26 protein-coding genes, 1 riboswitch and 1 other annotated feature are annotated in these 26,251 nt (G+C 44.0%); of the genes, 20 read left to right on the top strand and 6 right to left on the bottom strand.

The annotated features are described in order from the left end of the window. Positions 1 to 47: 47 nt before the first annotated feature. From bioB to bioD, 4 genes are read left to right on the top strand one after another with little or no spacing between them, the layout of a single operon-like run. On the top strand, positions 48 to 1,100 hold the full coding sequence (gene bioB / locus N646_RS00800) for a biotin synthase BioB (protein WP_005378222.1): 1,053 nt from the start codon (positions 48 to 50) through the stop codon (positions 1,098 to 1,100). Next, on the top strand, positions 1,087 to 2,238 hold the full coding sequence (gene bioF / locus N646_RS00805; RefSeq protein ID WP_017821706.1) for an 8-amino-7-oxononanoate synthase: 1,152 nt from the start codon (positions 1,087 to 1,089) through the stop codon (positions 2,236 to 2,238). Before bioB ends, bioF begins: the two co-directional genes overlap by 14 nt. Further along, positions 2,238 to 3,059, top strand: coding sequence for a malonyl-ACP O-methyltransferase BioC (gene bioC, locus N646_RS00810; protein WP_005388087.1), 822 nt, complete (start codon positions 2,238 to 2,240; stop codon positions 3,057 to 3,059). Before bioF ends, bioC begins: the two co-directional genes overlap by 1 nt. Next, entirely contained in the window at positions 3,056 to 3,742 is a 687-nt protein-coding gene (gene bioD, locus N646_RS00815; protein ID WP_005388086.1) for a dethiobiotin synthase, read from the top strand. Before bioC ends, bioD begins: the two co-directional genes overlap by 4 nt. A gap of 82 nt (positions 3,743 to 3,824) precedes the next feature. Here bioD and N646_RS24740 read toward each other — a convergent pair whose 3' ends face one another. Further along, positions 3,825 to 3,992 carry a hypothetical protein gene (locus N646_RS24740; protein WP_005378215.1) on the bottom strand — a complete coding sequence of 56 codons (168 nt, stop codon included), beginning with the start codon at positions 3,990 to 3,992 and terminating at the stop codon, positions 3,825 to 3,827. Between the two features lie 509 nt (positions 3,993 to 4,501). Between N646_RS24740 and htpX the strand changes: the two genes are divergently transcribed. The 9 genes from htpX to N646_RS00860 all read left to right on the top strand — a co-directional run bounded on the left by htpX (position 4,502) and on the right by N646_RS00860 (position 11,721). Then, positions 4,502 to 5,371 carry a protease HtpX gene (htpX, locus tag N646_RS00820; protein WP_005388085.1) on the top strand — a complete coding sequence of 290 codons (870 nt, stop codon included), beginning with the start codon at positions 4,502 to 4,504 and terminating at the stop codon, positions 5,369 to 5,371. A gap of 210 nt (positions 5,372 to 5,581) precedes the next feature. Continuing rightward, on the top strand, positions 5,582 to 6,001 hold the full coding sequence (locus N646_RS00825) for a nuclear transport factor 2 family protein (protein WP_017821707.1): 420 nt from the start codon (positions 5,582 to 5,584) through the stop codon (positions 5,999 to 6,001). Further along, on the top strand, positions 5,998 to 6,723 hold the full coding sequence (locus N646_RS00830; RefSeq protein ID WP_005378209.1) for an SDR family oxidoreductase: 726 nt from the start codon (positions 5,998 to 6,000) through the stop codon (positions 6,721 to 6,723). Before N646_RS00825 ends, N646_RS00830 begins: the two co-directional genes overlap by 4 nt. A gap of 12 nt (positions 6,724 to 6,735) precedes the next feature. Beyond that, positions 6,736 to 8,046 carry an NAD(P)/FAD-dependent oxidoreductase gene (locus N646_RS00835; protein WP_017821708.1) on the top strand — a complete coding sequence of 437 codons (1,311 nt, stop codon included), beginning with the start codon at positions 6,736 to 6,738 and terminating at the stop codon, positions 8,044 to 8,046. Between the two features lies 1 nt (position 8,047). Further along, a complete protein-coding gene (locus tag N646_RS00840; RefSeq protein ID WP_021033822.1) occupies positions 8,048 to 8,866 on the top strand; it encodes a DUF1365 domain-containing protein in 819 nt (272 codons plus the stop codon). Then, complete coding sequence (locus N646_RS00845; RefSeq protein ID WP_017821710.1) at positions 8,860 to 10,116, top strand: SAM-dependent methyltransferase; 1,257 nt, start codon at positions 8,860 to 8,862, stop codon at positions 10,114 to 10,116. Before N646_RS00840 ends, N646_RS00845 begins: the two co-directional genes overlap by 7 nt. A 6-nt stretch (positions 10,117 to 10,122) precedes the next feature. Beyond that, the gene (locus tag N646_RS00850) at positions 10,123 to 10,635 is read left to right on the top strand and encodes a DUF2878 domain-containing protein (protein ID WP_017821711.1); all 513 of its coding nucleotides are present in this window, start codon (positions 10,123 to 10,125) and stop codon (positions 10,633 to 10,635) included. Next, a complete protein-coding gene (locus N646_RS00855; RefSeq protein ID WP_017821712.1) occupies positions 10,595 to 11,188 on the top strand; it encodes a chalcone isomerase family protein in 594 nt (197 codons plus the stop codon). Before N646_RS00850 ends, N646_RS00855 begins: the two co-directional genes overlap by 41 nt. Then, the gene (locus tag N646_RS00860) at positions 11,188 to 11,721 is read left to right on the top strand and encodes a DUF3833 domain-containing protein (RefSeq protein ID WP_017821713.1); all 534 of its coding nucleotides are present in this window, start codon (positions 11,188 to 11,190) and stop codon (positions 11,719 to 11,721) included. Before N646_RS00855 ends, N646_RS00860 begins: the two co-directional genes overlap by 1 nt. Before the next feature lie 133 nt (positions 11,722 to 11,854). Here the strand turns inward: N646_RS00860 and purB are convergent, their stop codons facing one another. The 3 genes from purB to mnmA form a co-directional block, all read right to left on the bottom strand. Then, entirely contained in the window at positions 11,855 to 13,225 is a 1,371-nt protein-coding gene (purB, locus tag N646_RS00865; RefSeq protein WP_005378198.1) for an adenylosuccinate lyase, read from the bottom strand. A gap of 153 nt (positions 13,226 to 13,378) precedes the next feature. Beyond that, on the bottom strand, positions 13,379 to 13,996 hold the full coding sequence (hflD, locus tag N646_RS00870) for a high frequency lysogenization protein HflD (RefSeq protein WP_005378194.1): 618 nt from the start codon (positions 13,994 to 13,996) through the stop codon (positions 13,379 to 13,381). A 10-nt stretch (positions 13,997 to 14,006) separates the two neighbouring features. After that, positions 14,007 to 15,131: a tRNA 2-thiouridine(34) synthase MnmA gene (gene mnmA, locus N646_RS00875; RefSeq protein WP_005378192.1), complete on the bottom strand. Its 1,125-nt coding sequence runs from the start codon at positions 15,129 to 15,131 to the stop codon at positions 14,007 to 14,009. Between the two features lie 188 nt (positions 15,132 to 15,319). Between mnmA and N646_RS00880 the strand changes: the two genes are divergently transcribed. Further along, on the top strand, positions 15,320 to 15,589 hold the full coding sequence (locus tag N646_RS00880) for a hypothetical protein (protein ID WP_005378190.1): 270 nt from the start codon (positions 15,320 to 15,322) through the stop codon (positions 15,587 to 15,589). Between the two features lie 117 nt (positions 15,590 to 15,706). Continuing rightward, positions 15,707 to 17,011 (top strand): inosine/guanosine kinase, encoded by a 1,305-nt coding sequence (locus N646_RS00885; protein WP_005378187.1) that lies wholly within the window; start codon positions 15,707 to 15,709, stop codon positions 17,009 to 17,011. Positions 17,012 to 17,138: 127 nt separating this feature from the next. On the opposite strand, the gene N646_RS00890 is transcribed toward N646_RS00885, so the two are convergent. Then, positions 17,139 to 17,546 carry an H-NS family histone-like protein gene (locus N646_RS00890; protein ID WP_005378185.1) on the bottom strand — a complete coding sequence of 136 codons (408 nt, stop codon included), beginning with the start codon at positions 17,544 to 17,546 and terminating at the stop codon, positions 17,139 to 17,141. Positions 17,547 to 18,128: 582 nt separating this feature from the next. Continuing rightward, positions 18,129 to 18,311, top strand: a riboswitch (Lysine riboswitch). A gap of 109 nt (positions 18,312 to 18,420) precedes the next feature. On the opposite strand from N646_RS00890, the gene tet(35) reads away from it, so the two are divergent. After that, entirely contained in the window at positions 18,421 to 20,022 is a 1,602-nt protein-coding gene (gene tet(35) / locus N646_RS00895; RefSeq protein ID WP_005378182.1) for a tetracycline efflux Na+/H+ antiporter family transporter Tet(35), read from the top strand. Between the two features lie 323 nt (positions 20,023 to 20,345). Here the strand turns inward: tet(35) and N646_RS00900 are convergent, their stop codons facing one another. Beyond that, positions 20,346 to 21,299, bottom strand: a complete 954-nt coding sequence (locus N646_RS00900; RefSeq protein ID WP_005388056.1) for a sigma-54 interaction domain-containing protein — start codon at positions 21,297 to 21,299, stop codon at positions 20,346 to 20,348. A 369-nt stretch (positions 21,300 to 21,668) separates the two neighbouring features. After that, positions 21,669 to 21,806: a sequence feature (His leader region), on the top strand. 53 nt (positions 21,807 to 21,859) lie between these two features. On the opposite strand from N646_RS00900, the gene hisG reads away from it, so the two are divergent. From hisG to hisB, 4 genes are all read left to right on the top strand, one after another. Beyond that, the gene (gene hisG, locus N646_RS00905; RefSeq protein ID WP_005378180.1) at positions 21,860 to 22,756 is read left to right on the top strand and encodes an ATP phosphoribosyltransferase; all 897 of its coding nucleotides are present in this window, start codon (positions 21,860 to 21,862) and stop codon (positions 22,754 to 22,756) included. A gap of 5 nt (positions 22,757 to 22,761) precedes the next feature. After that, positions 22,762 to 24,054, top strand: a complete 1,293-nt coding sequence (gene hisD / locus N646_RS00910) for a histidinol dehydrogenase (RefSeq protein ID WP_017821714.1) — start codon at positions 22,762 to 22,764, stop codon at positions 24,052 to 24,054. Between the two features lie 12 nt (positions 24,055 to 24,066). Next, complete coding sequence (gene hisC, locus N646_RS00915; RefSeq protein ID WP_017821715.1) at positions 24,067 to 25,107, top strand: histidinol-phosphate transaminase; 1,041 nt, start codon at positions 24,067 to 24,069, stop codon at positions 25,105 to 25,107. A gap of 69 nt (positions 25,108 to 25,176) precedes the next feature. Next, the gene (gene hisB, locus N646_RS00920; protein ID WP_005389832.1) at positions 25,177 to 26,250 is read left to right on the top strand and encodes a bifunctional histidinol-phosphatase/imidazoleglycerol-phosphate dehydratase HisB; all 1,074 of its coding nucleotides are present in this window, start codon (positions 25,177 to 25,179) and stop codon (positions 26,248 to 26,250) included. Position 26,251: the final 1 nt, after the last annotated feature.

The raw sequence follows: 26,251 nt of genomic DNA on the forward strand, positions 1-26,251 counted from the left end.
CTCAGTAGACTGTCAACACAACAACAAAAGTGACTAAAGGAATACACGTGGAAGTTCGTCATAACTGGACGCATGCTGAAGTGCGCGATCTCATGGAAAAACCATTCATGGATCTCCTATTCGAAGCGCAGCTTGTACATCGTCAATATCAACAAACCAACCATGTTCAAGTAAGCACGCTTCTGTCGATTAAGACAGGTGCTTGTCCAGAAGATTGTAAGTACTGTCCTCAGAGTGCTCGTTACACCACAGACATCGAGAAAGAGCGTCTGATGGAAGTAGAACGCGTACTCGATGCTGCGCAAAAAGCCAAAAATGCTGGTTCTACTCGATTCTGTATGGGCGCAGCATGGAAAAATCCAAAAGAGCGTGACATGCCGCATTTGACCGACATGATCAAAGGCGTGAAGGGCATGGGTTTAGAAACGTGTATGACATTAGGCATGTTGACACCAGATCAAGCAAAACAACTGGCAACCGCAGGTTTGGATTACTACAACCACAACCTAGATACGTCTCCTGAATTTTACGGCAACATCATTACCACACGTACTTATCAAGACCGTTTAGATACTTTGTCTCATGTTCGTGATGCTGGCATGAAGATCTGTTCCGGTGGCATCATCGGTATGGGTGAAAGTGCTAACGACCGAGCAGGTTTGTTGGTTGAATTAGCTAACTTGCCAGTGCATCCTGAAAGTGTGCCAATCAACATGCTCGTGAAGGTGAAAGGCACACCACTGGAAGAGGTGGACGATGTTGAGCCATTCGATTTCATTCGCTTGATTGCGATTGCGCGCATCATGATGCCTCAATCAGCGGTTCGTCTATCGGCTGGCCGTGAAAACATGAACGAACAAATGCAAGCGCTGTGTTTTATGGCGGGTGCAAACTCAGTCTTCTATGGCTGCAAACTTCTGACGACTCCAAATCCTTCTGAAGATAAGGACATGATGCTGTTCAATAAGCTCGGTATTAACAGCCAAGAGGTGTCTCAAAAGCCTGATGAAATCGAAGAAAACGAGTTACTCGATCGCGTCGTAGAGCGCGTTGCTGCCCGTCCGACAAAAGACGACCTTTTCTACGATGCCAGCGTTTAAATCTCGTATCGAGTCCGCCCTTGCTGAGCGTAAAACGCAAGGGTTGAATCGTTCTATGAATGTGGTGTTTGCCGGTAACCAGTCCGTTTTGGAACACGAAGGTAGACGCTACATTAATTTCTCAAGTAATGATTATTTGGGATTGGCTAATGACCAAGCGCTTGTTCGGGCTTGGCAGCAAGGTTTAAGCGTATATGGTAGTGGCAGTGGAGCATCACCGATGGTGACTGGCTTTAGTGCCGCGCACAGCAATTTAGAAGCCGCACTGACCGAATGGTTGGGTTACGACAGAGCAATTCTGTTTGGTTCTGGATTCAGTGCTAATCAAGCCTTGTTGTTCACCTTGTTGGAAAAATCAGACGTATTGATCCAAGACCGTTTGAACCATGCCTCACTGATGGAAGCGGGGGCGTTGTCACCAGCTAAGATGAAGCGCTTCAAACACAATGACATCGAGCACCTAAAGTCGCTGATTAATAGCGAAGACAACCATCTAGTTGTGACTGAAGGGGTATTCAGCATGGACGGCGACTGTGCGCCGCTTAGCGATATAGCTGAAGTCACTCGTAGTCATGATGCTTGGTTTGCTGTCGATGACGCTCATGGTATTGGCGTTCTTGGTCAATCCGGTGGTGGTTCTTGCGAGTTGGCAACGGTTAAACCCGAGATACTGATCGTTACTTTCGGCAAAGCGTTTGGTATGTCTGGCGCGGCTATTTTATGTGACCACGCAACGGGAGACTTTTTGACTCAGTTTGCTCGTCACCATGTGTATTCCACAGCGATGCCTCCGGCACAAGCCTACGCGCTCACGCATGCGGTTTCTATGGTTCAAGAGCAGTCTTGGCGACGTGAAAAGCTCTCTGAGCTTAGTGAAGTGTATCGAGATAGCCTTAGCGACCTTGAGGGGTTTGTTGAGACTCAAACTTCGATTAAGCCCTTTTTGATTGGTGAATCTGAATTGGCTTTGCGAGTAGCAGGTGCTTGTCGCCAAAACGGTATTTGGGTGACTGCTATTCGCCCTCCGACGGTGCCTAAAGGAACGTCTCGTCTTCGAATCACACTCACTGCCAATCACACTAATGAACAAGTTAAAACGCTTTCAATCGCATTGAAGCAAGCATTAGGAGCGCTGTAATGGATAATGCAACTACCGCATTAGCGCAAACGCTCGCGTTAGAGAGTTTCCATCAAGATAAAGACGCGATTGCCTCTTCGTTTGGTAAAGCAGCAGAAACATACGATAAACATGCGGCTTTTCAACGTGATGTCGGGCATCAGCTGCTTGATAAACTTCCTGAAAACTTGACGGGAAAACGTGTATTGGATTTAGGTTGTGGCACGGGTTATTTCTCCCAACTACTTCAACAACGCGGTGCGGAAGTAGTCTGCGGCGATATCTCTCAAGCCATGTTAGATAAAGCAGAGCAGCGTTGTGGTGCAGTACGAATGCATTACCAAGTTGCTGATGCTGAAAACTTACCATTTGACGATGATAGCTTCGATTACGTGTTTTCAAGTTTAGCGCTGCAATGGTGTACAGATTTAAGTTACCCACTAAAAGAAGTGCGCCGCGTGCTAAAAAATGGTGGGAAAGCGTGGTTCTCTACACTGGTTGATGGATCACTGTATGAGCTGCGTGCATCATGGGAAAAAATTGATGCATATCAACACGTCAATAACTTTCTAACGCTCAATCAGGTAAAAATTGCGTTAGCGCAATCTCGATGTGACAGCCATCAACTAGACTTGACCACCATCACAGTTTGGTACGACTCTGCATTTTCAGTTATGCGTGACCTCAAAGGTATAGGTGCAAATCACGTAAGCGGGCGCTCACACGGTTTAACTAGTCGCGAGACTTTGTTAAAAGTTGAGCATGCGTACCAAGCGTTTAAAAACGATCAAGGTCTTCTACCTGCAAGTTATCAGGTTTGTTTTGGAGTAATACATCTATGATTGATGCTTTTTTTATTGCTGGTACGGATACTGATGTTGGAAAGACGGTAGCGTCTAAAGCCATTTTGCAAGCGATCGCAGCAAAAGGACTAAACACTATTGGTTATAAGCCAGTGGCAGCAGGGAGTGACAAGACTGAAGCGGGATGGCGCAACTCTGATGCTTTACACTTACAAGACGTCGCAACACTCGATGTGGCCTATGATGATGTGAACCCATACGCTTTAGAGTTGCCTGCTTCTCCCCACATTGCAGCGAAGCATGAACATGTCGAAATAAGTTACGATGTTCTGAGTCAAAAACTGGCTCAACATAAGCAGCAAGCCGATGTTGTTCTCGTTGAAGGTGCTGGAGGCTGGCGTGTGCCAGTATCCGATACGGACTGTTTATCTACATGGGTAAAAGAAGAGCAGTTACCTGTTGTACTGGTGGTTGGCATTAAATTAGGCTGTTTGAGCCACGCTTTACTCACAGCGGAGAGTATTAAAGCGGATGGTTTGAATCTTGTTGGCTGGGTGGCAAACCGCGTCAACCCAGGCACAGAGCACTACGCTGACATTATCGAGATGCTAGAAGCACGTATCGATGCACCTAAGCTTGGGGAAATTCCATATATTCCAAGTGCTAAACGCAAAGAGCTAGGCAAGTACATTAATGTAGAGCCGTTGCTAAACACTGACTAATGGTGTTTAGGATAAAAGACTAAAAAACCCAAAGGGCTGCGCAATGCAGCCCTTTCTTGTTGGTGTAACCTAAAAAGTCAGATTACTTATCTTGGCTGAGCCCCATCAATGCTTGTTGTGTTTCTGCAACACGCTGAGACATATGATGATCGGTTGAAATACCAAGTTGTTGCTTTGCCTCGTCCTCTGAGATGCCTAGGTGACAACGTAGTAAATCAATAGCCATTTGATAGTCGTTAGTTTCTACCATGGTTTTTCCCTCAATACATGGAGTTTTTGAGCTCACCCAATGCACTTTTTGCAATGTACTTAGAGTGGCTCTGTTTTGTTCATCTCATTCGAATTTAGCATGTCCATGTAGCCGCACAATAAGACCAAAGTCTATAGCAGAGCTAACGTACTGTTTTTGGTCTATTAAAAAATTTCTAGCTAAGTTGCTAAGAGGTGATAGATTTAACACCAAGATCATCTATCAATAGATGATGGGTAGCTCAGAGCTTATTTTATCATTTTGATAAATGTATATGAACGGAGGTTCCAGCTCCTACCAAAGCATGTTTTGAAATCGCTTGAATCAAATATTTCAGTCCCGAAAACAAATGTTGCAATTTATTGCTTAACCTTGTTTTTATCGCGGATAGACTATATCTATAACGCACGGAACATGAAAATCAACGGAATTGGCTTTTATAGCGATTACCATTTGTTCCTTATAACAATCCGTTTTAAAAAAACGATAAGCTTCCTCGGAGAAAAGTAATGAAGCGAATTATGTTATTCCTAGCAACTAACCTAGCTGTCGTGCTAGTGCTTAGTGTTGTTCTGAATATTGTTTACGCTGTAACTGGAATGCAACCAGGCAGTCTGTCAGGTTTACTTGTAATGGCTGCTGTATTTGGTTTTGGTGGCGCATTTATTTCGTTGATGATGTCAAAGGGTATGGCGCTACGCTCGGTTGGTGGTATGGTCATTGAAAGCCCGCGCAACGAAACGGAGCATTGGTTAGTCGAAACTGTGGGTCGTCAAGCTCAACAAGTGGGTATTGGTATGCCAACGGTGGCTATTTATGATTCACCAGATATCAATGCATTTGCGACAGGTGCAAAACGAGATGACTCTCTTGTCGCAGTTTCTACTGGTCTTTTACACAATATGACTCGTGATGAGGCAGAGGCAGTACTTGCACACGAAGTGAGCCATATTGCAAATGGTGATATGGTCACGATGACGTTGATGCAAGGTGTCGTGAACACGTTTGTTATCTTCCTATCACGCTTTATTGCCAATATCGTGGCGTCGAACGATGATGAAGAAGGCCAAGGTACAAATATGATGGTTTACTTTGGCGTATCCATGGTGCTTGAACTGGTATTTGGTTTCCTAGCTAGCTTCTTGACTATGTGGTACAGCCGTCATCGCGAATTCCACGCGGACGCAGGTGCAGCGCGCCTCGTTGGCAAAGAAAAAATGATTGCGGCTCTAGAGCGTTTGAAGGTGAGTCATGAATCTCAACTGGATGGCACCATGATGGCATTTGGTATCAACGGCAAGCAGTCGCTGACTGAGCTACTAATGAGCCACCCTCCGCTAGATAAACGTATTGCAGCGTTGCGAGGCCAGCAATACTAATTGTTCCTACTTAAATAATTGTTAATCTGCTGAAAAGGCTTGGTTTTGACCAAGCCTTTTTTTTTCGCCGATTGATCGCGTGCGAACTTCATCACGTACTACTTACAGAAATAAAGTTATACAAAATTATTTTTGTACAACTTTGGTGGAATGAACTATCTTGTACATATAATAATTTTGTACAACTTAATGGGCGTGTAGGAGTAAAAAATGGACATACAGTCTGTTGGCAATATCTATCAAAAGCTCAACAAAGCGAACTTACATCTGCTTAAGGATATATATCACCAAGATGTAGTATTTGAGGACGCAGCGCATCGTTTAGAAGGATGGCCAGCACTTTCGAATTATTTCACCTCATTATATGCCAACGTCATCAGTTGTGATTTTGTAATCCATGAGCATCAACAAGTCGGAGATACAGGCTTCCTAACTTGGACAATGGACCTTCAGCATCCCAAACTTCAGAAGGGTGCGCCTATTCTCGTCAATGGTGTTTCGCACCTCAAATTTAGCGAAGGTCAGGTCATTTATCACCGAGACTATTTTGATCTCGGAGAGATGCTCTATGAGCATTTACCGTTACTTGGTTCAGTCGTTAAAACCATCAAGCAGAGGTTAGGACAATGAACAACACCATCTTAATCACAGGCGCCACCTCCGGAATAGGAAGACAGCTTGCCCTAGATTACGCGAACTCAGAATGGAATGTGATTGCTTGTGGTCGGAATCAAGATGTTCTTGCAGAACTGGAGGCAGTTTCCTCCAAAATTCATACATTGCAGTTTGATGTGACAAATTATGAGGAAACTCAGCAGGCGCTCTCTAATTTGCCCTTTACGCCAAACACATGGGTTTTTAACGCAGGCGATTGTGAGTACATGGATGAGGGAGTGGTCGACGCGAAACTCATGGCGCGTGTGATGAACGTAAATGTTGTCGGTGTTGCCAACTGCGTTGAAGGCTGCCAAGTGCATTTAGAGAGAGGGCACCGCATTGTTATTGTTGGCTCTATCGCATCAGAAGTGGCACTGCCTCGTGCTGAAGCTTACGGCGCATCCAAAGCGGCAGTCAGTTATTTTGCACGCACGCTCGCCGTCGACTTGAAAAAGAAAGGGATCAATGTGGTAACGGTGTTTCCTGGTTTTGTTGAAACGCCGTTGACTGACAAAAACGACTTCGAAATGCCAATGATCATTTCTACTCAGCAAGCGTCGGACTCTATCAGGAAGCAGTTAGCCGCCAACAAGACCTATATCTATTTCCCAGCGAGATTTACCAGTATTTTACGTTTTATCTCGTTACTTCCATACAGTTGGCAAGCTCGCCTAACTGCTAAACTCGTATCATAAGAAGGAATAAAAATGAAAACAGCAGGAAGAAAGAAGATAGCGATTGTGGGAACGGGAATCTCTGGCCTTACTTGTGGTTATTACTTGCATAAAGAACATGATGTAACGCTGTTTGAAGCGAACGATTACATCGGTGGCCATACTGCAACCGTTGATGTGAGCCTTGATGGTAAAGAATACGCGATAGATACTGGGTTCATCGTCTATAACGACCGTACGTACCCTAATTTCATTAAAATGATGAGCGAGATTGGCGTTGAAGGTCTGCCTACTCAAATGAGCTTCAGTGTCAGAAACGATGGGAACGGACTAGAGTACAACGGCCACACAGTGTCGACATTGTTTGCTCAAAAACGCAACTGGGCAAACCCCAAATTTTATCGATTTATCTTCGAGATACTTCGTTTCAATAAACTTGCCAAGCGCTTCGCTAGCGAGCAATCCTCGCACTCTCAGACGTTAGGTGAGTTCCTTGACGAACACAAATTCAGTGCTTTCTTTACCGATAACTACATTTTACCGATGGGTGCTGCGATTTGGTCGTCGACTTTAGCTGACATGCGCGCATTCCCTCTTATGTTCTTCTTACGTTTCTTCCTCAACCACGGTCTGCTAGATGTGACTAACCGACCGCAATGGTATGTGATTAAAGGTGGTTCACGTTCATACATTCCACCATTGACCAAAGGCTTTGCCGAGAATATTCGTCTTAATAGTCCTGTCGAAAAAGTGGTTCGCAACGAAAAAGGGGTTGGCGTTCAAGTTCGCGGAGAAACGCATTGGTTTGATGACGTTATCTTTGCTTGTCACAGTGATCAAGCAATGAGAATGCTAGAGGATATCAGCCCAATTGAGCAGGAAATCTTGGGGGATATGACATACCAAGCAAATGAAGTTGTTCTTCATACCGACTCTGCCGTATTACCAAAACGTAAGGCAGCATGGGCATCATGGAACTACCTATTGGAAGGCAGTGAAGAGGAACAGCAACGCCTCCCTTCGCTCACTTATAACATGAACATTCTTCAGCATATTCAATCAGAACATACGTTTTGTGTAACGTTGAACAGTACTGAGCAAATTAACTCAAATAAAGTCTTGCGTTCGTTCACTTATTATCATCCAGTATTCACCACTGAGTCTATTGCAGCGCAGCAGCGCAAAGATGAGATACAGGGCAAACAAAGTACCTGGTTCTGCGGCGCTTATTGGTACAACGGTTTTCATGAAGATGGCGTGCGTAGCGCGCTTGATGTTGTGAAAGAACTAGAAGAAAAGTACCGCGAACAAAATGTGGTTCCTTTCGAAAAAGGCGCAGCGTGATATGGATAGCCAAATGAACAGCCGATTGTTTATAGGCAACGTTCGTCACCGTCGATTCACGCCGGTGAATCATGAGTTGAACTACTCTTTATTTATGCCCGCCATTGATGTAGACGAGATCGATGCTTTAGAGAAAAAAGTATGGGGTTTTGGTTCGCGTTGGTGGCATTGGGCTCGCTTCAAGCGCAGTGATTACATTGGTGAAGGTAGCGTCAAGGCGGCAGTGCACAGCAAAATTGAAGAACTGACAGGTGTTCGCTGTACCGGCAAGGTAATCGCAGTCTGTCACTTGCGTTATCTAGGACTTTATTTCAGTCCCGTTAATTTCTACTACGTTTATAACACGGAAGGAGAATGGAAGTATCTCCTCGCAGAGGTGAGTAACACTCCTTGGAATGAACGACATTACTACGTGGTGTCAGCAGATAAAGAAGAAGAAAAGTTTGGTTGGGAACAAGATAAAGCATTCCATGTTTCACCATTCAACCCGATTGACCAACTCTACCGCTGGAGAATTAAGCCTTTGACAGACAAGTTGAATATTCATCTTGAATGTCACAAAGGAGAGAAACACTTTGATGCCACCATGGTTATGAAAGCTAAGCCACTTTCAAGCAAAACCTTATTGAGGTGTTTGATCGTTACACCAATACAAACGGTAAAAGTAATGGTTGGTATTTATTGGCACGCATTAAAACTTTGGGTGAAAGGCGCACCTTTTTATTCTCATCCTAAATATTCAACGCATGAAGAAATAGAAGCCGATATTGAAAAAACAGACAAAAAAAATAAAAAGCACAAGGAGAATTCTGCATGTTAAATACTAGTTCTATGACATTGCCGCGTAAATTGACGACAACGCAAAAAGCGGCTCGCGGAGTTATTTTTCAATGTCTGCAAAAAATGGAAATCGGCTGCTTAACAGTTATTGAAAGTTTTAAGACGGAAACGACAGAGCGAAGCGAGCGTTTTAGTGCGCCAAATGGGGAGTACAGTGGTCAACCTGTTGTCGCTACTATAGAGGTAAAACATCCAGGCTTTTATTCACGGATCTTGCAGGGCGGCAGTATTGCTGCTGGTGAGGCTTATATGGATGGGTGGTGGGATAGCCCCGATTTAACCTCATTAATGAAACTGATGGCCCTTAACATGCGTGCTCTAGATAAACTCGAAGAGCAAGGCAGTTGGTTGACTAAAATACTGTACAAGTTCAGTCATTGGTCAAACAGAAACTCTGAAGAGAACTCACGTAAAAATATCCATGCGCATTACGACTTGGGTAACAACCTATACGAAGCGTTCCTTGACACCAATATGCTGTACTCGTCGGCGCTTTACAATCATGCGGACGACTCTCTAGAGCAGGCTCAAATCAACAAAATGGATCGTCTATGTCAGCAACTTGAGCTGAAGCCCACTGATCATGTTGTTGAAATTGGCACTGGGTGGGGCGCTATGGCGATTTACATGGCCGAACAATACGGCTGTCAGGTCACTACAACAACGATATCTGAAGAGCAACACGCGTACGCGGAGCAAAAAATCAAAGAGCGTGGCTTAGAAGATAAAATCACACTACTCAAAGAAGATTACCGTAACTTAACCGGCACTTATGACAAGCTCGTTTCTATTGAAATGATTGAAGCTGTGGGCAAACAATTCCTGCCTTCGTACATTAAGGTCTGTGAGTCTTTATTGAAGTCTGGTGGCTTGATGGCGATTCAAGCGATTACGATTGCCGATCAGCGTTACGATTACTACAGTAACAACGTCGACTTTATCCAAAAGTACATTTTCCCGGGTGGTTTTTTACCGTCGGTAACCTCACTAACCCAAGCAACAACAAAGTACAGTGACTTAGTGACGCGAGACTTGTTCGATATTGGTTTGGACTACGCCAAGACGCTGAACGAATGGCACTTACGTTTTAATCGAGCAGAGAATGAAGTGCGCTCGTTTGGCTACGACGACCGCTTTGTGCGTATGTGGCGCTACTATTTGAGCTACTGTGAAGGTGGCTTTTTGGCTCGCACGATCAGTGCCGTTCACATGACGTTTCAACGCCCGTAGTTCGTTATGAAGGTGTTTCTTGCTTCGACATGGTTCCAACTCTGCTGGTTTGCAGCGGTGCTTGGAACCTATCAATGGCAATGGGTGACGTTATTCCTTACTTTGGCAACCCTACTATATTGTTTGAAAACTGACGCATCTTCGCTCAACAGTATTGGTGTTATCGCCACGATTGGTCTCGTGCTTGATACATTAAATCAGCAATTTTCAATTTTCATGTTTGCCACTCAATGGTTACCCCTTTGGCTTTTGTGCCTTTGGATTCTGTTCGCCTGGTATGCCTATCAACTCAAGTCAATTTTGTACCGTTTCCCAAAAACCTACGTATCAATAGTAGGCGGACTCGGAGGAACAGCGAGCTACTTTGCTGGCTATAAGCTCCAAGCCGTTGAATTTGGATTTAGCACTGGCGCTACACTGGCAATGTTGTTTGTCGAATGGTGCGTCATGATGCTCTTGATACTCAAGGTGTACGGAAATGAAAAGCTTGAAGAGAGACTTAACTCAGAGACTGACTAGGCTGCTTGCGTTGGTAATAGTAACTGGCTCTTTTGCTCTGCAAGCTCAACCTGTTGGAAACAGCGAAGCTGCTAGCAACATTGCGAATTGGAAGGGATGGAAAACTGTTGGAGAAGCCCAACTTACTTGGTTCATCTTCGATATTTATCACTCAAGATTAAAAGCGCCTGATGGAAAGTTCATCGTAAGCGATGACGTATCGCCACATCCCCTTGCGTTGGAAATTAATTACAAGAGAGACATCAGTAAGCAACAGCTGCTTGATGTGACGGATGAGCAGTGGGCGAAATTGGGTTTTACGGACTCATATCGAAAAGCTTGGATCAGCGAGCTCGATCGTATGTTTCCTGATATTCAAAAAGGTGACGAGCTTACTTATCTAACAGATGGAAAATCTGGTCAGCTTTTTTATAAGCAGGTTGGGGACGTGCAAGTAAAGAACGTTGGCATCATTGAAGACGAACGAATGAACGATGCATTTTTGGCTATATGGTTATCACCCAACACAGAATTTCCGAAACTCCGAAAACAATTGATAGGGCAGGTTAGATAGTGTTTAAACGAATTTTTAAATCAGCGACTTTAGTGGCAGCTGTTTTTCTTTCGGCATGTTCCGCAGACATTGATAATTACCGCTCTTCTAAACCGACTTTTGACGTATTCGGTTATTTCGAAGGCGACATAAAGGCGTGGGGGATGGTGCAAGATTATACCGGACAGCAAACGCGTCGCTTTGAAGTCGATATAGTGGGTACTGTAGCGGGTGATACGCTGACGCTGGTGGAAGACTTCGTGTTTGATGACGGAGAGGTGGACCAGCGAATTTGGGTTATCACTAGATTAGAAGACGGTCGTTATGAAGGTAAGGCAGACGATATTATAGGTGTGGCAACAGGGGAAGAGCAGGGCAATGCGCTACAGTGGCAATATGACTTTGAGCTACAAATGGAGGATTCATCAGTGACGGTTGCTTTTGATGATTGGCTTTATCGTCAGGATGACAGACACGTTTTCAATCTAACGAAAATAAAAAAGTTTGGTGTGGAAGTAGGAACAATAACCTTGTTCTTCCAAAAGCTGCCATAACAAATGGGGCTGATCTTCAATTAATAATCCATTCCATATAACTAAAATTATTTTCTCCCGACCTAACTCTCCTAACTAAAAAAGGTTGACGCTTTCGCGTCAACCTTTTAAGTATCTGGTCGTTACAGGAGTATTACAGCTTATCTGTCAGCTCGATTGCTTGACCGATATAGTTCGCTGGTGTCATCTCTTTCAGACGTGCTTTCTCGTGCTCAGGAAGCTCAAGACCGTCGATGAAGTTACGCATTGCTTCGCCGTCTACACGCTTACCACGAGTTAGCTCTTTCAGCTTCTCGTATGGCTTCTCGATGCCGTAACGACGCATAACGGTTTGTACTGGCTCAGCTAGTACTTCCCAGTTCTTGTCTAGTTCAGCAAGAAGCGCTTCACGGTTTACTTCTAGCTTGCTGATGCCTTTAAGTGTCGAAGTGTAAGCGATGATAGCGTAGCCAACACCAACACCAAGGTTACGTAGAACCGTTGAGTCAGTTAGGTCACGTTGCCAACGAGAGATAGGCAGTTTCTGTGCTAGGTGGCCGAATACAGCGTTCGCAAGACCTAGGTTACCTTCTGAGTTTTCAAAGTCGATTGGGTTAACTTTGTGAGGCATTGTTGAAGAACCGATCTCACCAGCAATAGTTTTTTGCTTGAAGTGGCCTAGTGCAATGTAACCCCAAACGTCACGGTCGAAGTCAATCAGGATAGTGTTGAAACGAGCGATAGCGTCGAACAGCTCAGCGATGTAATCGTGCGGTTCGATTTGAGTTGTGTAAGGGTTCCAAGTTACGCCTAGAGACTCTGTGATGAACTCTTCAGAGAACTTGTGCCAATCTAGCTCTGGGTAAGCAGAAAGGTGTGCATTGTAGTTACCTACTGCACCGTTGATTTTCGCTAGGATCTCAACGTTTTCGATTTGCTTGAATTGACGCTCCATACGGTACGCCACGTTTGCCATTTCTTTACCCATAGTAGATGGAGAAGCAGGCTGACCGTGTGTACGAGATAGAAGAGGAATGTCGCGGTATTCCACTGCTAGTGCTTTGATAGCGTCGATTAGGTTACGGATTTCTGGAAGAATCACGTTCTCACGCGCTTCTTTAAGCATTAGAGCGTGTGATGTGTTGTTGATGTCTTCAGAAGTACATGCGAAGTGGAAGAACTCGTTTACTGCGTGCAGTTCAGGAACGTCTGCTACTTTCTCTTTTAGGAAGTACTCAACCGCTTTTACGTCGTGGTTAGTTGTACGCTCGATCTCTTTGATACGGCGTGCATCTTCTTCAGAGAAGTTTGCAGCAAGGTCGTCTAGGAATTGGTTTGCTTCTGCGCTAAACGCTGGCACTTCTGCAATTTCAGCAGTAGCAGCAAGCTTTTGTAGCCAGCGGATTTCAACGATAGTACGGTACTTTAGTAGACCGTATTCACTGAAAATTTCGCGTAACGCAATTGTCTTGCTTCCGTAACGGCCGTCTACTGGTGAAACAGCAGTCAATGCTGACAGTTCCATGATGTTCTCCTGAATTGAGTTTCTAAATTTCGTGAGCTTTATACCAATAACTGTGGCAATTGTCACGAATATTGCGCAAACGTTTGCGCGAGATTTGTTTTAGTCGAAAAAAATGAGCTCGCGATAAACGCGAGCTGCTTATTTGATATTTTACTACAGACGAGCAAGAAGGATTTGTGCTTGCTCTACCATCTTCTTGCGCCCGAAGATTAGGTGGCGACGCTTACCACCAACTTGACGCCAAAGAACTGCACTACGAATGCCAGATAACAACAGCGCACGAACTTTGTGTTGGCTTGCCGTCTGCTGCAGTACAGATGGCGTGCCCGTTACTTGAATGCGTGGGCCAATAGGGCTAACGACATCCAGATAGATGCTCGCTAAATTGCTGATCATTTGATCGTCTAGTAGCTCAAAGTGCTCTGACTGACGCTTGGCCATTTGAATACGATCACCAAGCTGAGACATAGCATCGTTTCGAGAGCTTAACTTACGTTCTAACGCCATTAAACTAATAATGTAACGAGTAATTTCACTGCCTGATGGTGTGCTATCAATCCCTTTAACCAAGCATTCTAGGCCGAGCTTTAGATCGGCTTCGCGACCGAATACGCCAACTGTGTTAGCAGGGTTAGTGCTCAAAATAGCGTTGATTGATGTTTCAAAAGCATCTTGATCACAATGTCCGTTTCTCGCTACCTGTTGAACTAAAGCAACAGCTTGGCAAATCCCAGCGAAAGCGATAGTACGGTCATAAAGTGTATTCGCCACGTAACGACTCCTAAGCTTGAGAATATTTAATGCGTTGCTCGATGATGCCGCCACCTAGGCACACGTCACCTTTGTAGAACACTGCTGATTGACCTGGAGTTACAGCAATTTGTGGCTCGTCAAAGATAACTTTAATGTTTTCATCATCGATAGGGATGATTGTACAAGGAATATCTTCCTGACGGTAACGAGTTTTCACTGTGCACTTCATAACATCGCGAATTGGCTCACGATCTACCCAGTGAAGTTGTGATGCAAGTAGACCTTCTGATTTCAACATTGGATGGTCTTTACCTTGAACGGCAATCAAAACGTTACGTTCTAGATCTTTCTCACCAACGAACCATGGGTCCTCGTTACCACCGCCGCCTTTACGGCCACCAATGTGTAGACCTTTACGCTGACCAAGTGTGTGGTACATCAGGCCTTGGTGTTGACCAATCACTTCGCCTTCTGGAGTCTCGATATTACCAGGCTGAGCTGGAAGGTAGCGACCCAGGAATTCCGTAAACTTACGTTCACCGATGAAACAAATACCAGTAGAGTCTTTCTTCTTCGCCGTGATTAGATCTTGCTCTTCAGCAATGCGGCGTACTTCTGGCTTCTCTAGGTCACCAACAGGGAATAGGCTACGTGCGATTTGCTCGTTGCTTAATGTGTACAGGAAGTAGCTTTGATCTTTGTTGCCATCTAGACCACGCAGCATCTGTGGTTTTTCACCATTTTCTGGGAAAGAGCGACGCACATAGTGGCCCATTGCAATGTAATCAGCATCAAGTACTTCATCAGCGAATTCTAGGAATGCTTTGAACTTGATTTCTTTGTTACAAAGAATGTCAGGGTTCGGAGTACGGCCAGCTTTGTATTCAGCAAGGAAGTACTCAAATACGTTATCCCAGTATTCGGCAGCAAAGTTGATAGTGTGTAGGTGGATGCCTAGCTTGTCACATACTGCCTGAGCGTCAGCAAGATCTTCTGCCGCTGTACAATATTCTTCGTTGTCATCTTCTTCCCAGTTCTTCATGAAAAGGCCTTCTACTTGGTAGCCTTGCTGCTTTAGAAGATACGCGGAAACAGATGAATCAACGCCGCCGGACATACCGACGATGACTTTCTTTTGGCTGTTATCAGACATTACTAAACACCACTTAAATAAACGGGATGCAGATTCTATCAGAATCCACAGACCGGTGACAGATCCGAGATCGAAATCACAATTCGTTTCGCTGGATTTTTCTTCAACAAAGATTCGAACGAGTAATTTCGCAAGTATAGAAGAGGTATATATGGCATAGTTGGCCAAAATCCAAGAGGAAACACCAAATGACAGAAGAAAACCAATTTATGCAAGAAAGTGAGTTGATTGAAATTGTTGAAAATCAGCTCGAAGATGGCAACCCGCTTAAAGTAAAAGAAACCCTTATGCGTTTAATGATGACTGGCACACCACGTGAAGATGCGGTTGCGATGATGGCATGTGCGATGTCAATTGAGATTTTTGATGTAATGAAGAATGAAGGTGAGTTCAACCTAAAGCGTTATAGCGAGCACCTTGAGCAACTACCAGATCTCAGCTTTATGGAAGGTGAATAAGCCACCTAAAAGAAAAAAGCTGTCAGCAAACGTTTGCTATAATCGCTTTTATTGCTGCTTTATTATTAGCGGTATAGAATCCGCTCTCCTTTTCATCCCCTTACTCAGACTGACAATATGAAATTTCCTGGACAACGCAAATCGAAGCACTATTTTCCTGTTCATGCTCGTGACCCGCTGGTGAGCCAAGCACAAGAAAGCAAGAAGATGACGCGCACTCACATCATTGGTATTGACCAAACCTTGGTTGATATTGAAGCAAAAGTTACAACGGATGTGATTGAAAAGTACGGTCTGAGTAAAGGTCACTCTCTGGTTATCGATGACGAAAGAGCAGAAGAGTTATACCAGCAACTGAAAGAAGAGAACTTGATTACCAATGAGTATGCGGGCGGTACAATTGGTAACACGCTACATAACTACTCCGTGCTAGCGGATGACCGCTCCACACTACTTGGAGTGATGAGCCAGGATATTAAGATTGGCAGCTACGGTTACCGTTATCTTTGTAATACATCAAGCCGCATGGACTTGAACTACCTACAAGGTGTAGATGGTGCAATTGGCCGTTGTTTTGCTCTTATCACAGAAGACGGTGAACGTACTTTTGCTATCAGCGAAGGGCAAATGAACCAACTCCATCCTGATAGCATTCCAGAGAAAATCTTTAAAAATGCATCAGCACTTGTACTGACGTCATATCTAGTACGTTGTAAAGACGGCGACCCAATGCCGGAAGCAACAATGAAAGCGATTGAGTACGCGAAAAAGAATGATGTGCCTGTTGTTCTGACTTTAGGCACAAAGTTTGTTATTCAAGATGACCCTAAATATTGGCAAGAATTCATTAGAGATAACGTTTCAGTCGTTGCGATGAATGAAGATGAAGCAGAAGCTCTGACGGGGGAATCTGATCCACTTGCTGCGTCTGATAAAACATTGGAGTGGGCTGATCTAGTATTGTGCACGGCGGGTCCTGTAGGTCTATTTATGGCTGGGTATACGGAAGATAGCGCGAAGCGCGAAACTTCTTTGCCATTACTTCCAGGGTCAATTGCTGAATTTAATCGTTATGAATTTAGTCGCCCGGCGAAAAAAGACTCATGCGAGACGCCAATAAAAGTGTACTCGCATATCTCGCCATATATGGGTGGCCCAGAAAAAATTAAGAATACAAATGGCGCAGGTGATGCCGCGTTATCTGCTGTTCTTCATGATATGGCAGCAAATAAATACCATAAAGAAAATGTGCCTAATTCAAGCAAGCACAGTAACGAGTATTTAACTTACTCTTCTTTTTCTCAAGTCTGCAAATACGCAAACCGTGCTAGCTACGAAGTTCTCGTGCAACATTCACCACGATTGTCGCGCGGACTTCCTGAGCGAGAAGATAGCCTAGAAGAAGCATACTGGGAACGTTAATACGAAGCGGTTTAATTAACTATTCTGTAACTAAAGTAAAAGGCACATTAAGAAATGTGCCTTTTTTATTTGTAATGGTTTAAATAAAAAAGGCTCCCTATGGGAGCCTTTTAAAAATAGCACGGATCTAGATTAGGAACTCATCCAGAGATTTACCTGCATCAAGTTGCTCTTGAATCGCCGAAGGTGTACGACCTTGGCCAGTCCAAGTTTTCTCATTACCGTTTGAATCTGTGTATTTGTATTTAGCAGGGCGAGGTGCGCGCTTCGCTTTGCCTTTCGTCTTAGTTTCGCCAGATAGCGCAGTAATAAGTGCTTCTACGTCAATACCGTCTTGAGCGATTTTCTCAGCAATCTCTGCAAGCTTAGCTTCTTGCTCTGCTTGTGCTGCGCGTTCTGCTTCTTCTGCTTCACGACGCTCATCTACGACAGTAGTGAGTTTATCTAGAGCTTCTTCCAATTGTTCTAGAGTCAGCTCACGAGAAAATGCACGAAGGCTACGGATATTTAGAAGGGTTTTAGTCAGCTCTGACATAACGATTCCTATTAAAAGGTTAATGTGTTGGGCACTTTTTATCGTTACGATTAAATAATGCCAATCTATAAATAAACAAAGAGTCCTTATATTTAACTTTATCTTTTCCTTATGTGCAAATGCTAAATCAAGATTTTGTTTAAATTTGACTATTTTTTAAAGCAATTAATATTATTACACTCGAAATAAATCATTATTAGATGAGAACTAAAATCAACAATCATTATTGTATAGAGAGAGCGACAGCTTGGTTTTTTATAAAAAAATTTGAGTTATTACTTAAAAATATGAAGCATCCATCTTTAATGGTGTGTCATATATCCTTAATTTATTGATATAAGATAAACCATGATATTTCTAAGGTAGTAATAATGTTTCATAAATAACATGATTGATGTGATTTCAGTTGCACAAAACTTATGGAAGTAGGCAAGGTTTATAAATTATCTCAGTCATTATTTATTTGTTTAATTTAGTTTGATGTGTTGCATTGACTCTCATCATAAGTACAATGGCTGCCACCTGATGCAATATTGCAGACAATTTGTTGTTAATTTGTACAGTTAGTGGTTAATTGTTTGTTGTTGCCGTAGAGGCGCGGTCTCGAAGAGTAGCTATTATTGGGGTGATGCCAATGAATAATAGTGGAAGGCGAAGATTGCCGAAGTAAGTAACTCATCAAAGTTACTTGCTGGGGTTGTATCTGAAAGGAACAACACTGCCATAGTATATATTCACATTAAACTATGGAGCGCTACTGTAGGGTTGGGTGGAGTGTTCGCTTCCCTGTCGCTAAGTTCAACATGAGCACGTATCGTATGCTACGTGACTTGTCTGCAGTAGATCTCTAGCCAAACTTTGGTTTTTGAAGATCATGAATTTAATAGATTTTTCTAGTTCTCCTGTTTCATTATTGCCACCTATTGTCGCTTTGACTTTGGCGATTTTGACTCGACGTGTATTAGTTTCCTTGGGTGTAGGTATCGTGCTAGGTGCGGTGCTACTTAATAGCTGGTCTATCAGCGACACCGCAGGTTACGTCAGTTCTCAAGTTTCTTCTGTCTTTATTGAAGATGGCGGAATTAACACTTGGAACATGAGCATTGTTGGTTTCCTAATCTTATTAGGTATGACAACAGCTTTATTAACGCTTTCTGGCGGTACTCGTGCTTTTGCTGAATGGGCACAATCTCGAGTGAAGAGTAAACGCGGCTCCAAACTTCTTGCCGCCTTTTTAGGCGTATTCATTTTTGTCGATGATTACTTTAATAGCCTTGCTGTTGGTGCGATCTCTCGCCCAGTAACCGATCGCTTTTATGTGTCTCGCGCTAAGCTTGCGTACATTCTAGACTCAACCGCTGCTCCAATGTGTGTAATTATGCCTGCTTCTAGCTGGGGTGCTTACATTATTACTATTATTGGCGGGATCTTAGTCTCACATGGGATCACAGAGTATTCGGCTCTTGGCGCATATGTTCGTCTTATCCCAATGAACTTCTACGCCGTTTTTGCGCTGCTAATGGTGTTCGCTGTTGCGTGGTTTGGTCTTGATATTGGTAAAATGCGTGAGCATGAGATCTCTGCATCGCAAGGTCGTGGCTTTGATAAAGACAAAGAAAATGACTCGCAAGAAGCGCATGACCTAAATGAAGAGCTAGATATCCGTGAAAGTGAAAAGGGTAAAGTGTCAGATTTGATACTTCCTATCGTGACGCTGATTATCGCGACTATCGCTTCAATGCTTTACACGGGTGGCCAAGCATTGGCTGCTGATGGTAAGGAGTTTGCGCTTCTTGGTGCTTTTGAAAATACAGATGTAGGTACATCACTAATCTACGGTAGCTTGCTTGGCTTAGCAGTTGCACTGTTTACTGTTGTGAAGCAAGGTCTACCAATGGCTGAGATCGCACGTACACTTTGGATTGGTGCTAAGTCTATGTTTGGTGCGATTCTAATCTTAGTATTTGCCTGGACCATTGGCTCTGTTATCGGTGATATGAAGACTGGTACTTACCTTTCGACAATGGCGCAGGGAAATATCAACCCTCATTGGCTCCCAGTTATCTTATTCCTGCTGTCTGGCCTGATGGCGTTCTCAACAGGTACTTCATGGGGTACGTTCGGCATCATGCTTCCAATCGCCGGAGACATGGCTGGTGCAACAGACGTAGCGCTAATGCTACCGATGTTGAGTGCGGTTTTAGCTGGTGCGGTATTCGGTGACCATTGTTCACCAATCTCAGATACGACTATCTTGTCATCGACGGGTGCACGTTGTAACCACATTGATCACGTATCAACACAGCTACCTTATGCATTATCAGTCGCGCTTGTTTCATGCGTCGGCTTTATTGCCCTTGGTATGACTGCTTCAATTGCGTTCTCGTTCATTGCAGCGTCGATAACATTCGTTATCGTTTGCGCTATTTTGTCATGGCTTTCAAAGTCTAAAATAGCGTCTTGCCAGAGTGCGTAAGTTGTTTTGAATAGATTCGTTACAGAGGGAAGCTCCGCTAATTTAGCGGAGCTTTTTTTAACGCGACTTAGGTGAGGGGGGCAATCGCGTTTTTGGGGATAAAAGTCTCGTGTTAAGAGCGAATTGTTTGTGTACCGAGCTCTCCTTGATGGGCTGTAATGGAAAAGCAATCCATCTTCTTCTTAGTTCTAAGCAAAGACTATGCCCATTTTAAGCTTTTGATTTTTAATACAGAAAAATCCGCATGGTTGCGATGCAGAGTTAACTAAATGATATCTAAAGAGTTACCTGTTACACAGTGTTACGTTACACCTATACAGTATTTAAACATTTAAGTTGTATTTCTTTATTAATCGATAAAGCGTTGTTCTTGAAATGCCGAGGTGACGTGCAGCCGCACTCATATTGTGTTTATTTTCTTCGATAGCTTGCAGTAGGTAGTCGAGATCAATTTGGTCCACAGAAGGGAGCAATTGCCTCTCATTGTTATCAAGGCCCAAGTCAGCGACGAGAAGCGTGTGATCTTCACACATGACAATTGCTCGTTGGATGACATTACGCAGTTCTCTTACGTTGCCTGGCCAACGATGTTTGAGGAGCTTGGCTTTTACCTTATCAGACATTTTTTGTACCTGACCATGAGACAGATCTGCTAGAAAGTGTTCAGATAAAATAATAATGTCTTTTCCACGCTTTCTCAGTGGAGGGATAGTTAATGGCAATATATTAAGCCGATAGAATAGATCTTCACGAAATCCTCCTTGTACGACCTCATTTTTCAAATCCACGTGGCTTGCTGCAATGACCCTACAGTCCACGTCAATGAATTTATCCGCTCCGACTTTATGGATTTGTTTACTCTCCAAAAAGTGAAGGAGGTGGATTTGTAAGTCTGGTGGCATGTCACCAATTTCATCAAGAAATAGGGTGCCTTTATGTGCCTTTTGAATAAAACCTATACGCTCTGAGATTGCGCCTGTAAATGCTCCTTTTTCATGGCCGAAAAGCTCGGATGCAATAAGACCACTTGGAATGGCTCCACAGTTGACTTCCACAAAAGGTGCTGAGTGTCTGTTCGACAATTGATGAATAAGGCGAGCGCAAAGACCTTTCCCAACACCAGTTTCACCCTGAATGAGGACTTCAGCATCACATTGAGCGTACTTTTGTATTGCAGTACGAAGTTCTTGGATACAGGCACTATTGCCGATCAACGGGTATAGTGCCGTATCGTCGAAATCTACAGCTTGTTTATTACTACCGTTACGCAGTTTCATTGTTAATCACTATTTTTTGCCCCGCTCTAATAATAGTTTTGAATGACTTGTCTCAAACGTGAGTTGCTGTCTCTTTATTGATAAAAATGTCAATTAATGGGTTGGGTACGGTCTAAATAGTTGATTTGGTGGATATTCATACTATTCTTCGCTTTCTTCGTCAGAGTAGAGCTGATTGGAGGTGTTCTTTCCACCAGAGTATTCAATATGGAAAAGAATTTAATTTCATTTAAATCAATGTCTTGTGAAAAATATTTAGAAAATATTCAATTGAGTATTGAAAAATATAGAATCCTTAGTTAGTGTGGTTACTAACAAAGCAACTCAAAAAGAGCCTTAAATAAGTATGCGTAATTTTGTAATGAACATTCATCACCATCATCACCCAATCTAGTCTTTCGGGCGATGTACGCATACCCGGGAGGCAGGAAACTCCCGGAGGTAAAATCAAAGTAAAAGCAGATTTTAAACCCTCGGGAGACTTCAATCTCCCGAGGGTTTTTTAGTTTTATTAGTTTGAAAAATACTTAGATATCAAAATCTTGCATAGGGACAAAGCAATGCAAACACAACGTTTAAGAATCGCAATTCAGAAAAAAGGTCGTCTTAGCAAAGAGAGTCAAGCTCTACTAAAACAGTGCGGCGTAAAGTTCAACGTAATGGGCGAGCGTTTAGTTGTCCATTCTGAAAATATGCCAATTGATTTACTCTTGGTTCGTGACGACGACATCCCAGGTTTAATTATGGATGGCGTGGTTGACCTTGGCTTTATTGGCGAAAATGAGCTAGAAGAAGTTCGCCTTGACCGCAAAGCATTAGGTGAACCCTGCGAGTTTGTTCAGCTTCGTCGACTTGATTTTGGTGGCTGTCGTTTATCTATCGCAATCGACAAGGACGAAGAGTACAACGGTCCACAAGACTTAGCTGGCAAGCGTATTGCTACAACGTATCCTCAACTTCTAAAAGCGTACATGGATGAAGCCGGCGTTCCATTCTCTACATGTATGCTGACAGGCTCTGTAGAAGTTGCGCCTCGCGCGGGTCTCGCTGATGCTATCGCTGATTTGGTTTCTACAGGTGCAACACTGGAAGCGAACGGCCTTAAAGAAGCTGAAATTATCTTCAAATCAAAAGCGACATTGATTCAACGCACAGGTGAGTTCGACGCAGACAAAGTGGCGCTAATCGAAAAGCTGTTAACTCGCATGCAAGGTGTGCAGCAAGCGAAAGAATCTAAGTACATTATGCTTCACGCCCCAGCAGAGAAGTTAGATCAAATTAAAGCACTACTGCCAGGTGCTGAAGACCCAACTGTTCTTCCTCTTTCTGCAGATAAGCAGAAAATGGCTGTTCACTTAGTGAGTTCTGAAAACCTGTTCTGGGAAACAATGGAACAGCTGAAAGAGTTGGGCGCAAGTTCAATTCTCGTTCTACCAATTGAAAAAATGATGGAGTAAGCATCATGAGAACAGTCGTTTGGCAATCATTAAGTGAGAATCAGCAAGACTCTATTTTGGAGCGCCCTGCTATTGCAGAAGGTGCCAATATCACCACTGCTGTGGCCGAAGTTATTGCTAAAGTTCGAGAAGAAGGTGACTCTGCTCTTATTGAGCTGACCGAAAAGTTTGACCGTGTTAAGCCTGAATCCATTCGTGTTTCTTCTCAGGAAATTAAGGCAGCGTCAGAGCGTTTGTCAGAGTCAATGAAGAGCGCATTAGAGCAAGCTTACGCCAATATTTCTAAGTTCCACAAAGCGCAAAAGCCGCAACCGATCAAGGTGGAAACCCAGCCAGGTGTCCTTTGTGAACAAGTAACACGCCCAATTCAAAAAGTGGGTTTGTACATTCCGGGTGGCAGTGCGCCTTTGCCATCGACTGTTTTGATGCTCGGCGTTCCTGCAAAAATTGCAGGTTGTCGTAAAGTCGTTCTTTGTTCTCCACCGCCAATCGCTGATGAGATCCTTTATGTCGCGAAACTGTGTGGCATTGATGAAGTGTACAACGTCGGTGGTGGCCAAGCAGTTGCTGCAATGGCTTATGGCACCGAGACGGTATCGAAAGTAGATAAGATCTTTGGTCCGGGCAACGCTTACGTGACCGAAGCAAAACGTCAGGTAAGTAATGATTTCCGTGGTGCTGCGATTGATATGCCAGCAGGTCCATCAGAAGTTCTTGTAATTGCCGATGAAACCGCAGATGCAGACTTTATCGCTGCGGATCTTTTGAGCCAAGCGGAACACGGTCCTGATTCTCAAGTGGTACTTGTGACTCCTTCTCCTGTGATTGCTGATCAAGTGACGGATGTGGTTCAACGTCAGCTTAAGGAGCTATCTCGTGCAGACATCGCAGAAAAGGCTCTGGCATCAAGCTTGATCATTATTTCTGAGTCGATGACGCAGTCAGTTTCTATTTCCAATTACTACGGTCCTGAGCACTTGATTGTTCAGACTAAGAACCCTCGTGAGCTTCTACCTCTATTAGATAACGCAGGTTCTATCTTCCTAGGTGATTGGTCGCCTGAATCAGCAGGTGATTATGCATCGGGCACTAACCACGTTCTTCCTACTTACGGTTACACACGCACGTATTCAAGCTTAGGCTTAGCGGACTTTTCGAAACGTATGACGGTTCAAGAGCTGTCTGCTGATGGTCTAAAGAACCTTGCACCAACGGTGGTCACCATGGCGGAAGCAGAAGGTCTGGATGCACACAAACGTGCAGTGACCATTCGCGTAGAAAAACTGGCAGCTAAGTAAGAGGATATTGAGATGGAAAAGCTAGCGCGCAAACAAGTCCAACAACTTACCCCTTATATGTCGGCTCGTCGAATTGGTGGTACCGGTGACGTATGGCTAAACGCCAACGAATCACCATTCAATAATGAATACAAAACAGACTTCGCTCGTCTTAATCGTTACAGCGAATGTCAGCCTAAAGAACTGATTTCTGCTTACGCAGCCTATGCGGGTGTGAAACCAGAGCAAACATTAACATCTCGTGGTGCGGATGAAGGTATTGAGTTGTTAATTCGTGCATTCTGTGAGCCGGGTGAAGATGCGATTCTTTACTGCCCACCGACTTACGGTATGTACGCCATCAGTGCAGAAACCATCGGTGTAGAGCGCAAAACCGTGCCGCTAACGTCAGATTGGCAACTAGACCTTGCAGGCATCGAAGCTAATCTGGATAACGTGAAACTGGTTTTTGTATGTTCGCCAAACAACCCAACAGGTAACTTGGTTAAGCGTGAGGACATTGTGTCTCTGCTTGAGATGACAAAAGACCGTGCAATCGTGGTGATGGATGAAGCGTACATCGATTTTTGTCCAGAAGCGTCAACGGTAGACCTACTGGCGCAATACCCGAACCTTGCAATTCTGCGTACTCTGTCGAAAGCTTTTGCGCTTGCAGGTCTACGTTGTGGATTTACGCTTGCGAACGAAGAGCTGATTAATGTACTTCTTAAAGTTATCGCACCTTACCCAGTCCCAGTTCCAGTGGCAGAAATTGCGACTCAGGCGCTTTCGGAAGCTGGTTTAGCGCGAGCGAAGTTTCAAGTTCTCGATTTGAATGCAAACCGTGCTTACTTGCAAGTTGGCCTTTCAATGATTCCGGACTTGGAAGTGTTTGAAGGGTGGGGGAACTACCTATTGGTGAAATTCCCAGATGGCGATGACCTTTTCAAAGCGGCTTGGGATACGGGCATTATTTTGCGTAACTCGCCAATTGAAAACTGTGTGCGTATCAGTGTGGGTAACCGTGACGAGTGCGAAAAAACGCTTGGATTTATCAGAAACTACTACGCATAAATAGAGACAGAATTTATCGCTCTCGCTCAATAGCGGGAGCGCCAAAAGAATAGCAATAAGGAAGTTCGAGTGAGCAAACAACAAAAAATCCTTTTTATCGACCGTGATGGCACCTTAATTGTTGAGCCGCCGATTGATTTTCAAGTAGACCGTTTAGATAAGCTAAAACTAGAACCATTTGTTATCCCAAGCCTGCTGTCGTTGCAGGATGCAGGATACCGCCTAGTGATGGTCACGAACCAAGATGGTTTGGGTACCGACAGCTACCCACAAGCTGATTTTGATGCACCACACAACATGATGATGGAGATCTTTGAATCTCAAGGTGTGAAGTTTGATGATGTGCTGATTTGTCCTCACTTCGATGAAGATAACTGCTCTTGCCGTAAGCCTAAATTGGGCTTGGTAAAAGAGTACCTTCAAGGTGGCAAAGTGGATTTTCAAAACTCTGTTGTGATTGGCGATCGTCAAACCGATCTTCAACTTGCAGAAAACATGGCAATTCGTGGCATTCAATACAACCCAGAAACCATGGGTTGGAAACAGATCCTAAAAGATCTCACGGTGAAGGCTCGCGTTGCTGAAGTGGTTCGCACCACAAAAGAAACAGACATTAAAGTATTCGTTAATCTTGACGAGCAAGGCGGTAACGATATTTCTACAGGTCTTGGCTTTTTTGACCACATGCTGGATCAAATTGCGACGCACGGTGGATTCCAAATGGTGTGCAAAGTGGAAGGTGACCTGCACATTGATGATCACCACACAGTAGAAGATACCGCTCTTGCGTTGGGTCAAGCGTTGAAAGAAGCACTGGGTGACAAGCGTGGTATTGGTCGCTTTGGCTTTAGCTTGCCAATGGATGAGTGTTTGGCGCAATGCGCACTAGACCTATCAGGTCGTCCTTACCTTAAGTTCGACGCGCAATTCAGCCGTGAGCAAGTGGGTGATCTTTCAACAGAGATGGTGGTTCACTTCTTCCGTTCTCTGACTGACACATTAGCGTGTACGCTGCACCTGTCTTCTGCGGGCAACAATGATCACCACATCATTGAAAGCCTATTTAAAGCGTTTGGTCGTACGTTACGCCAAGCAATCAAAGTAGAAGGCACTGAGCTACCAAGTAGTAAAGGCGTGCTTTAAG

Origin of the sequence: Vibrio alginolyticus NBRC 15630 = ATCC 17749, from assembly GCF_000354175.2 — a bacterium.
In the GTDB taxonomy this organism is placed as follows: domain Bacteria; phylum Pseudomonadota; class Gammaproteobacteria; order Enterobacterales; family Vibrionaceae; genus Vibrio; species Vibrio alginolyticus.